The sequence below is a fragment of the Streptomyces sp. NPDC102437 genome (assembly GCF_044765565.1).
GTDB lineage: Bacteria > Actinomycetota > Actinomycetes > Streptomycetales > Streptomycetaceae > Streptomyces.
This window is the reverse complement of the sequence record NZ_JBIWKI010000093.1, coordinates 1-10028: the sequence shown is the minus strand read 5'-3', so window position 1 is coordinate 10028 and position 10028 is coordinate 1. Positions and strand designations below refer to the sequence as shown.

The window sequence follows — 10028 nt, the reverse complement described above, 5'->3', positions numbered from 1 at the left end:
TTCAGATCACCGCGCCACCCAGCCCCGTCCCACTGGGCTGACACCCTCACAACGAGTCATCAACTGACCTTGACAACCACATTGGGAATCAGTAGTGACGCGGCGATGAGGTTTCGTGTGCGCATGTGGTGGTCTCCCCCTGTGTGCCGTGCGGACTGAAAGGGCCGGGCGGCACATGTTCCTCGGGGTGCCGGGTGGCTCCCCGCAGAGCAACACTCGCATTCCCGCGAAGTGCGTGTCCTGGTCATTCGGGCCTGCCCGAAACGCCCTCGCCAATCGTTCGCCGGGCGCTGAGGTCCGGGGGTGATGGCGCCTGGCTCGGGGTGGTGTCGATGCGTCAGAAGGTCGCGTTCGAGGAAGGGCACGGCCGCTGCCGGTGCCTGGGAGGCCGTGCACGGCGGCGGGACCATGGCGGTAGCGGCTGGCAGCGTCGGCCTGGCCATTGCGGTATCCGGCCGGTCATCCGCCGTGGAGCAGGTGTCTGCCCAGGGGGCTGAGCGAGTGGAGAACCCGGTTGTCCACGCGTCGGGTAGCAGCGAGTCCGGCGGTCCGTAGGACTGCGACGTGTTCACTGGCCGAGGATGCGGAGACGGACAGGACGGCGGCCAGCTCGCCGGTGGTGACCGCGCCGTCGAGCGCGGCCAGGACGCAAGCACGGGTCCGCCCCAGCAGGGGCGCCAGCGCGCGCAGGTCACCGCCCGAAGCTGTCTCGGCAGGGGCCGCCGGGTAGACGAGCACCTGCGGCAGCGCCGGGTCGGCCAGGGCCACTGGCATCCGCCAGCAGAAGCGCGAGGGCACCAGACACAGGCCCCCTCCGTCGAGGTAGAGATCGCGGCGCTCCGGATAGGGGGCTTCCAGGACCGGTGGCTTCCACTGGATCAGCGGACTCAAGGACGTGAGCAGTCCCTCTGCTCCGCGGTCGCGCAGTGCCCGCAGCCGGATCGTCCGGTCGGCTTCCACGGCGGCCATGCTGCGGCTCCAGGCGGGCGCGACGACGGCACGGTGGACGCGCCCCATCGCCAGGGCGAGCCGGTTGAGGCGGTCGGCATGTCCGTCGGCCAGTTCATGGATCCAGCCGGGGACTTGATGATGGCGGGCGAACGCCGTAGTGATTTCGTCGGCCAGGCGCCGGTTCGGAGTGCGGCACAATTCGTCGAGACCGGCACGCATTCCGTCCCGCCCCGACGCGGGTGTGAGGAAGTCCGGAAAGTACCCCGCCCGTTCAGGCGCGAGCAGCCGCACCATGCGCACGTCGGCCGCCAACTGCGCGCCCGTGACGGCGGCCGCGGCGCGGCGCCGCCAGGCCGAGAACGCCGCCGCACCGCCCGCGCCGAGCTGGTGCACCGCAAGCACCGTGTCCCATAACGGATCCGCTGCCACGTGGACCTTCGCCAGGTCCCGGTCGGTGAAGTGAATACGCAGCATGCGTTCCCCCGTGCCCCCGTGGTCATTGAAAACACGCAGGGAAATACAAGGGCGGTTCCCCGCCCCGGTGCGTGTTCTCAGCTTCGTGAAAGAACCCGTGCAACGGGCCGGCCAACCACTAAAACGGTAGAAGGCGCGGTCTTCTTGGACCAGCGTGCACGGTGCTCAATATCGGGTGCGGGTTGTGCACAGTGCTCAGGAGGCCCGGGTGTTGGTGATGTGGAGTGCGTGGACGATGTCGTGGATGCCGGTGCCGGCGGTGAGTAGATCGAGGCCCAGGACGGACTCGGCCGTGCGCAGGTGTGTGCGGATCGTGTTGCGGCTGATGCCCAGGGCGTGGGCAGCGTGCTGGGCGTCGGTGTTGGCGTCGATCCACGCCTGGAGAGTGCGGCGGTGTCGGGCCTGAAGGGGACGGAGAGTGGCTGCGGCCCAGGCAGCGGCGCGTTCGGTGCGCAGTAGGTCGTCCAGGGTGGAGTACGGCTGGTCGTAGCCGGCTTCGGGGGCGGGGGAGGAACTGTTGAGGACGAGGGCCAGGTGGACGGCGGCGCGGCAGCGGATGTCGGTGAGGTCCAGGCCGAGGGATGCTTCGGCGCGTTTGAGGTGTGCGGTGATGGTGTTGCGGCTGAGGCCGAGGAGCTTGGCCACGGCGGAGCGGGGCATGGTCACGGCCAGGCGGGTGATGTCGGTGCTGGTTTTCATGGCTGTGTCCAGCGGCCGCAGGAGTGCGCGGGCCCATTCCTGGGCGGCCTGGCGGGGAAGGACGCCTTCTAGCGGGGTCCGGCCGTGGTAGGAGGCCACGCGGCCGGGTGCGGTGCGGGCGGTGGCCAGGGCGTGGGCGGCCTGGCTGTAGGCTTCGGCCGCCGAGTGAAGAGGATGGCCGCCGCAGACACCCATCGTGTAGCGCGGGTTTTCGCGTACCAGACGGTGCAGGGTCTCGGCGTGACCACGTAACTTGCCGCCGGCGCTGCCCGGTTCCCCGTCGTCCGCGAAGAGGCAGATGAGGTGGCCCTTGAAAACCGGGCAGTGCACCATCAGACCTGAGCCGTGGTAGCCGGAAGGGTCCTGATATGCCCGGACGATCCTGTCGCGGTCTGCCGGCGGGCACTGCAGCAGGTAGAGCCGCAGCCGGTCGGCGTCCAGCAGCGGCGGAACGGCGCCGGTGGTCATCCGCCGGGCCAGTAACGGCTCCCCCGACAAGAGTGCCGACAGCACAGCGAACCGTAACTGGCGTGTCGTGTGCTGGTAATCGTGCCAGATGCGATCACTGTGCCCTGCGCGGCGCAGGAGTGTGAGGACGCTACCGGTGTGCGAGATCAGCGCGATCGCCTCCCGTGTCGGCTTCGAGGGGCCGGCCACCACCAGGACCGGACGGGGCTCGTGTGGCCCGAGCGCCTCACATCGCACGTGCAGCGCACCGGATTGGGTCACGGCTGCAGCCAGCTGCCCGCCGGACATGCGCACCAGCAGCGGAGCGAGCGGTCCCAGCACCTCGTGGGGAAAGTCCGCGGTGGACGACTCCACCGTGCCCGCGCCGTCGGTGACCAGCGCGACGTGGACCCCGGTCTGCCGGTGCAGCCATTCGAGAACCTTCCGCACGTCAGGCCCGACGCCACGCGACGCCTGAAGCCCGACTTCCCGCAAAAGCCCTTCCAGGACTCCGACCTGCCACTGCGCTCCGGCGTCCCCCACAGTTCCGCGCTCCTCTGCCCGACTGTCCCGTTTCTCTCCGGCTCACCGCGTCCGGGGCATAACCCGCACATCGGGCACCCCTGGCATCCTGCGCTTACCTGCGCAAGCTTTCGCGCGGCCGTCAATGGACGCCCCGGGGCTCCGCTGCAGCTCCCCCTGTCCCACATCGTCCGCGTCAATGGCGTCCTGTCCGGGCTGAACGCGCTGAGCGCATACCGTCTGAGACGGTATGGACTCGCCGTGCGTTGCCCCTCGTTTCGCCATGGTTCGCACCGTACTGAGCGCCGGTCATTCCAGCCGGGCTTCGCAAGAACCAGCCAGGCAGGTGCCACTGATCGGCCACCACTTTGAGCACCATGGCCGAGTTCGGTATGCGCAGGTAAGAACGGACAGAGCGGGGTCGCTCGCTCGTACGCTGCTGCCCACGGCCACTTCCTTCCTCCGACCACCGCGATCTGGGAAGGGCATCCGATCAGGGTGTGGGCGAAGAACGCCCGGGCCGCGGCTCGTAGGGCAGGGGAGAACGAGGAGCTCTGGGCGGCCGACCGTTCAAACGCGCCGCGAAACTCCGCGAACAACGCCGCACCGACCTCTACCAGCTCGGCATGCGCTGGTAAATGGGGTGCCACCGCCCTCGCCCCGGTGAACGCTTTGAGCTGGTGTTTACCGCTGTCGGCGTGGCACCGGTTCCGAGGGTTCGTCGCGGGGGCGGGGCGCTGCCGGGCGGGAGCCGAGTACGCCTCGGGCTCATAGGTCGTCGAGGTCGGACAGGCGCTCTCCGGGAAGAGCGTCGAGCAGGTCGGCCTGGGCGGCACGGATGCTGGGCGCGGGAGCATGAAGGCCGGCGCCAAGAGCGCGGCGGACGGTCACGCCGGCAACCGATGGTCCACCGTCAAGACGCGTACACCTCCATATCGCTTCCCCAAACTAGGGGCCGGAGATCACCGTCCCCTGACGGCCCGCAGACCGCCAGATCAGCCAGTGACTTGAATCGGATCGACCTGCGCCGTTTCGGGCACGGCCGAAATTCCTGGCGCTGGTGCCCGGACAGTCGCAAGCATGACTACGCACGGACAAGAAGACGAGAACGGGGAAATTCGATGATCAAGCATCGTACGACTGCACGCCGTTTTCTCGCGGCGGGCGTCGCAGTACTTGCCCTGGCCGGTACGGCTGTCGGCACCGCGCAGGCGGACAGCTCCGGAGGTACTCCGGACGGCTCCACCTTCTCGTGGGGTGGATACGGGTCAGTCACCTGGCTCGACAACGGGGACAACTTCGCGCTGACCGACCGGCGGGGGGACGGGAAGTCCATCGAGTTGAAGGTCCTTCGGGGGGTTCCCAACCCTGGCACGGCGCATGCCTACGGCGGCGAGACCATCGTGCGGAACTTCGGCAACCTGAAGGACGGCCACAAGGTGTACTTCCAGTTGTGCGGCTCGGACAACGGCAAGCCTTCAGGGGGCTGCAGCACGGAGGTGTGGTGGGAGGAGTAGGGGGCTAGGCACCCGCCCTCCCCGGGAGGCGTCGTGGGACACGACCAGCCCCGTGTCGGATGACACGGGCGGAAGCTTCACCAGTTGAGTGTCTGCCACCCGGGCGGGGCGTTGGGTAGGCCCTCTGGACGGTTGGAGGAGATGTGTGGGGGGGGGGGGGGGGGGGGGGGGGGGGGGGGGGGGGGGGGGCGCCGCCCCCCCCCCCCCGGGGGGCGGGGGGGGGGGGGGGGGGGCGGGGGGGGGGGGGGGCGGGGCCCGGGGCGGGGGGGGGGGGGCCCGGCCCCCCCCCCCCCCCCCCCCCCCCCCCCCCCCCCCCCCCCCCCCCCACACATCTCCTCTGGCTTTGTCCACGACTCTCAGTTCTGGCTCCGGCCCGTGCGAGGCCCCGCAGACGCGCGCAAGGGACTGGCCGGCCGCCGATCCCCGAGGCGCTCCGCCCGCCCCGCCCCCACCCTCTCCATTTCGGTAGTCGGGCGGCAGGGGGTGCGCAGAGGGGATGTCAGCACCCCGACCACGGAGAGGCGGCAGGGGTGCGTGGAGGGCCCGGCGTCCACGAGAGGGGAGGGCAGGAGATGGTGCACGGCATCGGGCAGGGGACGCCGAAGAAGTTGCCGCAGGGGATCTCGGTGGTCGCGCTGCGAGTGCCACCCACCAGACGTATTGCGGGTGCGGCACCACTCGGATGTCGCACCATCACTGAAGAAGTGTCAAGCGGGCGGTGGGGCAGCTCCTCGGCGGCACAGCCACCGATCCCGAGGATCCGCTGCGGAGACATGCGCCGAGAGATGGTCCCGGGCCTGGAGATGTGCCGCCCCGCGCCGAAGTAGGAGTTCGTGCTGGGGCGCGGTGGTCAGTCAGCCTCGCCCTGGCTTTGTTCATGAGAACAGGTTCTGGCTCAAGTTCTGTGGTCCGTGACTGTGGGTCGCCGATTAGATCTCGAACAGGGCTTCCTCTTGTGGTGGGATCGGAGGGTCAAGGACGTCGCGGAGGCGGGTGATGTCCTGGCGCCACTTCGACCAGTTCGCAGCTTCGGCCCACAGCTCGGCGAGTTCAGACCGGTTGGAGACCACTTGGTCCAGGGCGTCGACGGCGAGCATTCGAAGGTCTGCAGGCAACTCCGGTAGCGGCTCTGATGGGCCATAGTTCGAACACGCCCGATCACCGTCAGGATGCTGGGCGACGACCAGGGCCGCCGCGCCCACGGCTCGCTCGCCGTCGTAGATACCCAGGAAGTCCACAGGCCCGACGGCACGCTTGAGCACGCCCCGGATCATGGCTTCGCGTTCTTCCAGTGCTGCCTCGTCGAGGTCACCGGCGAAGTCGGCGGCGGTGTCGTTGTCGAAGGGGCCGATGTCCCAGGTGCCCATATCTCTCTCCTCGCGTGGCCGTCTGGGGGATCCTCGCACTGGCCACCGACAGCGAGGTCAGGAGGCAAGCAGTACCCGCTTTCGCAGGAGCTTGAAGCCAGCGCGTCCGTAAATCTGGCGCTTGATCATTTTGATGCGGTTGACGTGGTCTTCCACGATGCCTGAGCTCCAGGGCAGGCTCAGGCCGGCGGTGACGGCTGCGAGGTCGCGTTCGAGGCCGTTGGCGAAGGTGTGCAAGATGGGTAGGTCGTCGGCTCGGACCGCCGCGATCCATTCGGGGAGCCGCTCTCCCCGGAGCTGGGTGAGCATCTGCCCGAAGGAGCGGACGTGCTCGGCGAGGGCGTCCAGTTCGGGGCATCCAGCCAGCACGGACTTGAGCTTCAGCCGCTCCTTCTCCGGAAGCGCGTCGGGGTGGGTCAGGATCCAGCTGGCAACAGTCCGGAGAGATGGCGGCCGACCCCCTGGCACCGCGTCCCGGAAGGGACGAAGGTATGCGCGGACCGCCCCGTATCCACCCGCGTATCCATGTGTCTGGATCTCCAGGGCGGTGTATTAGCGATCAGCAGGGAACCGACCACCACGCCCTGCAAAAACGACAGTCCCCCATCGGCATCCACTGTCAGAACCCAGCAACCCTCACCACCAGCCAGGCCCCCCCATCGATGGTGTAGCTAACTCCCGGGCCGATCGGGGGGCGCAGCGGATGGTCTGTGGTGCCCCGCGCGGCGAGAGTTGGGCCCATGAACACGCACAAGGTCCTGCTCGCCGCGCTGCTCGTCCCGCTCGGTGCCACCCTGGCCGTCGCCCCGGCCGTCTTCGCCACCACCCCGCCTGCTCCGGCCGCCGCATCGACCTCTGCCGACGCCGCCGCGTTCGGCTCCCCCGAGGCGGCCCTCGACCGGGTGGCCCACCCGCTGCGCACCACCGAGCCGCGCGGCAGCCTGGCCGACCTCCGCCCGTTGGGCCGGATGGTCGGCGACGCCCGGGTGGTGGGCCTGGGCGAGGCCACCCACAGCTCGCACGAGTTCTTCACCGTCAAGCACCGGGTCTTGCAGTACCTGGTCGAGGAGAAGGGCTTCCGGGCCTTCGCCCTCGAAGCCCCGTGGAGCACCGGACTGCGGCTCGACGCCTACCTCACGCGCGGCGAGGGCGACTTGAAGCAGATCATGGACGAGGAGTTCCAGGGCACCTACCGGTTCTGGAACAACGCCGAGTACCGCGATCTGCTCCAGTGGATGCGCGCGTACAACGTCAAGCACCCCAAGGACCCGGTCCGCTTCGTCGGCGACGACAACGGATTCGCCGGTGCCGAGCTGTACGACAAGGTGAACGCCTACGCGGCCGCGGCCCGCCCCGAACTCACCTCGCAGCTCACCGAGCTGTACCGGGGCCTGCGGCCCACCACCGACGCCGACACGTACGTCAACGACTACCTGGCCAAGCCACTGGCCGAACGCAAGGAACTCGCCGAGCGGACCGGCCGGGCGGTGGACCTGCTCAAGCAGCGGCCCGGCACGGGCGCCGACGCCGACGCGTATGCCTGGGCCCTCCAGCACACCACCGCGATCCACCAGATGGCCACGCTGTACGCCTTCGACCTGGACGACCCGCAGGCCATCCCCGACGCCATGCGCTACCGCGACCGCGTCATGGCCGAGAACGTCACCTGGTGGCAGCAGCAGACCGGCGACAAGATCCTGCTCGGCGCCCACAACAGCCACGTCGCCCTCAAGACCTACGCCCCCAGCAGCCATCCGCAGGTGCAGGGCGACTTCCTCCGCGAGCAGCTGGGGCGCGGCTACCTGAGCGTCGGCCTCACCTTCGACCAGGGCTCGTTCAACGCCCTCGGCCAGGACGGCGGCGTCCACCGCTTCACCGTCGGCCCGGCCGCGCCCGGCACCGCCGAGCACACCCTCGACCGGGTACGGTACCGCGACTTCGTGGTGGACCTGCGCAGCGCCCCGGAGCCGGCCCGCGACTGGCTCGCCGCACCGCACACCGTCAAGAACATCGGCGCCACCTACCCCGGGATCGCGGACGCCCCGCAGATCCGGCTCGCGGAGACGCACGACGTCGTGATCCACCTCCAGCGGGTGGAGGCGGCCCGTATGCTCAAGTAGCACCGGGCCCGCGCGGCCGACGGCGGCACGGTAGGTCACAAGCTCCGCTCCTACGGCGCGGCCCACCGCGAGGTCATGCCCTCGGTCGAGCACCGCTCCCACAAGGGCCTGAACAATCGGGCCGAGAACAGCCACCAACCCACGCGCCAGCGTGAACGCGCGAAGAAGGGCTTCCGTAGTACCGGTGGAGCCCAGCGGTTTCTCTCCGCGTTCAGCGGCATCTCGCCCCACTTCCGGCCCCGCCGACATCTGATGAACGCCCACGAATATCGAGCCGAGATGACCGTCCGCTTCGCGATCTGGGACCAGATTACTGGCGCTGCCGGCCAGCCCACCACGGCCTGAGCATAGGCCCGGACCGCAAGCCCACCATGCCCCGACGCACCGTCAGGCACTTACGCACCCAACAACGTGACAGCGCCGTTCGCCGTCCCCCGTCTCAGCACCGCCGCACCCCTTCCGGCCCGCGAATACGCTGGACGGCGGGTGGTGCGGCGGTGGCTGTGGGACTGCTTCCGGACTTCTTCGGGACTCGGTGATCAGCAGGCGTAGAACTCCGAGTTGCTGTACACGTCCAGCCAGGACCAGGTCGCGGGGCCGACGATGCCGTCCTGCTGGATGCCCACGCATGCCTGGAACTTCAGGACCGCGCTCTTGGTACGCGGGCCGAAGCTGCCGTCGATGTCCAGTGGGTAGCCGTTGTCGGGATGGATGGAGAGGTTGAGCTCACACTGCAGTTCCTGCACCGTCGAACCGGAGCTGCCCTGGCTGAGGTAGGGCTTGCTGGTGCTGTAGTTGGCACAGGGGCCGACGATCGAAGTGGCGGACGCGCCGGTCGCGGTGGCGATGCCGCCGACGCCCGCGAGCAGGGTCGCGGTGGCCAGCGTCACGGCCGCCTTCTTGGCGATGTTCATCTTCAGCCCCTTGTCGGTGGGAGTGCGGCCCGGCGACCGCCGAGGAGCCTTTGTGGCCCAGGTCAGCACGACACTTGACCGCCCGCGTCGCGCATCCGGCAGTCGGAGGGTCGCGAGGTGTCCCAGAGCATCAGGTCGCCGACTCCGATGGCGCACTCGTTCCGGTGCTGCGCCAGCGACGTGGCCCCCTTGAGCAGAAGGGCCAGCTGGTACTGCTCCGGGTCACCACGCCGGATCATCGCGGCCGTGCGCCGCGAGCGCAGAGGCGACATGGACGCCCTCGTCGCGCGGACGTCGCCCAGGTCCAGCATCGCGGCCTCGCCCTGGAATTCGGCGGGCCGATCGCCGCTGAGCGCCGCGGGCATCACCTCGCGCGAGACGATGTCGGAGTACCAGTCCAACCGCTCTTCCGGCAGAATTCCGTCCGTTGACATGAACGACCACATACCAGCCCCCTATGTGCTTGCCGTGGTCGGGAAGCGTGAAGATTCCCGGCAGCACAGCATGATCAACTAGCGTGCTCGGCTCTTTCAAGGAGCAGCCGGTTGTCGGGGTGTTGCGGCGCTATGGGGCCTCTGAAGTGCGGAGCGCGACTTGGCGGCGGAGGTCCTCGACCTGGTCCAGCAGCTCCTGGGCCTCTTCCATGTCCTCGTCGATCAGTGCGCCTGTTCCCCGGTTGGACGGGAGGTTGATCCGGTGCGTGAGCGGGGCGAGGAATTCGGCATGATGCTACTGGTGCCGTCGGCCGAACCAGCCGCGGCCACGGCCCAGTTCCTTGTCCTGAACGGCCCGCCCGCCTCTGCCTCCGATCCGGGGCCTCTTTCTCCCGGCCATCGCGGGGGAAAGACACCTCATGCAGTTACTGAGATTTAACTCGTGGTGTCGTCATGCAGATCTGATGGTCAGGCCGGTCTCGGTGAGGCAGCCGTCGATGAGGTTACTGCGGTACTGGATGTGGCGTAGGCCGCTTCGGATGGTGCGGATCAGGTGTTCTGGCGTGGAGAAGGCGACGTTGGA

At 69.0% G+C, this 10028-nt stretch carries 8 protein-coding genes and 2 pseudogenes; 3 read left to right on the top strand and 7 right to left on the bottom strand.

What is annotated here, in order from left to right; translation table 11 throughout:
* Positions 1-459: 459 nt before the first annotated feature.
* Both ACIRJP_RS41100 and ACIRJP_RS41095 read right to left on the bottom strand, forming a co-directional pair.
* Positions 460-1425: a helix-turn-helix domain-containing protein gene (locus ACIRJP_RS41100; RefSeq protein ID WP_404186145.1), complete on the bottom strand. Its 966-nt coding sequence runs from the start codon at positions 1423-1425 to the stop codon at positions 460-462.
* Between the two features lie 195 nt (positions 1426-1620).
* Complete coding sequence (locus ACIRJP_RS41095; RefSeq protein ID WP_404186143.1) at positions 1621-3021, bottom strand: helix-turn-helix domain-containing protein; 1401 nt, start codon at positions 3019-3021, stop codon at positions 1621-1623.
* Positions 3022-4214: 1193 nt separating this feature from the next.
* Here ACIRJP_RS41095 and ACIRJP_RS41090 point away from each other — a divergent pair.
* Positions 4215-4610, top strand: coding sequence for a hypothetical protein (locus ACIRJP_RS41090; protein ID WP_404186141.1), 396 nt, complete (start codon positions 4215-4217; stop codon positions 4608-4610).
* 929 nt (positions 4611-5539) lie between these two features.
* Here ACIRJP_RS41090 and ACIRJP_RS41085 read toward each other — a convergent pair.
* Both ACIRJP_RS41085 and ACIRJP_RS41080 read right to left on the bottom strand, forming a co-directional pair.
* The gene (locus tag ACIRJP_RS41085) at positions 5540-5977 is read right to left on the bottom strand and encodes a DUF4259 domain-containing protein (RefSeq protein ID WP_404186139.1); all 438 of its coding nucleotides are present in this window, start codon (positions 5975-5977) and stop codon (positions 5540-5542) included.
* Between the two features lie 57 nt (positions 5978-6034).
* Positions 6035-6445, bottom strand: coding sequence for a transposase (locus ACIRJP_RS41080; protein WP_404186137.1), 411 nt, complete (start codon positions 6443-6445; stop codon positions 6035-6037).
* Positions 6446-6717: 272 nt separating this feature from the next.
* Here ACIRJP_RS41080 and ACIRJP_RS41075 point away from each other — a divergent pair, with 272 nt between their 5' ends.
* Positions 6718-8097 carry an erythromycin esterase family protein gene (locus ACIRJP_RS41075; protein WP_404186135.1) on the top strand — a complete coding sequence of 460 codons (1380 nt, stop codon included), beginning with the start codon at positions 6718-6720 and terminating at the stop codon, positions 8095-8097.
* Between the two features lie 30 nt (positions 8098-8127).
* Positions 8128-8442 (top strand): annotated as a pseudogene (locus ACIRJP_RS41070) (DDE-type integrase/transposase/recombinase); the annotation flags it as partial.
* A gap of 194 nt (positions 8443-8636) precedes the next feature.
* Here ACIRJP_RS41070 and ACIRJP_RS41065 read toward each other — a convergent pair.
* From ACIRJP_RS41065 to ACIRJP_RS41055, 3 genes and pseudogenes are all read right to left on the bottom strand, one after another.
* Positions 8637-9011 (bottom strand): peptidoglycan-binding protein, encoded by a 375-nt coding sequence (locus tag ACIRJP_RS41065; RefSeq protein ID WP_404186133.1) that lies wholly within the window; start codon positions 9009-9011, stop codon positions 8637-8639.
* Positions 9012-9073: 62 nt separating this feature from the next.
* The gene (locus ACIRJP_RS41060; RefSeq protein WP_404186131.1) at positions 9074-9445 is read right to left on the bottom strand and encodes a hypothetical protein; all 372 of its coding nucleotides are present in this window, start codon (positions 9443-9445) and stop codon (positions 9074-9076) included.
* Between the two features lie 451 nt (positions 9446-9896).
* Positions 9897-10028 (bottom strand): annotated as a pseudogene (locus ACIRJP_RS41055) (IS630 family transposase); the annotation flags it as partial.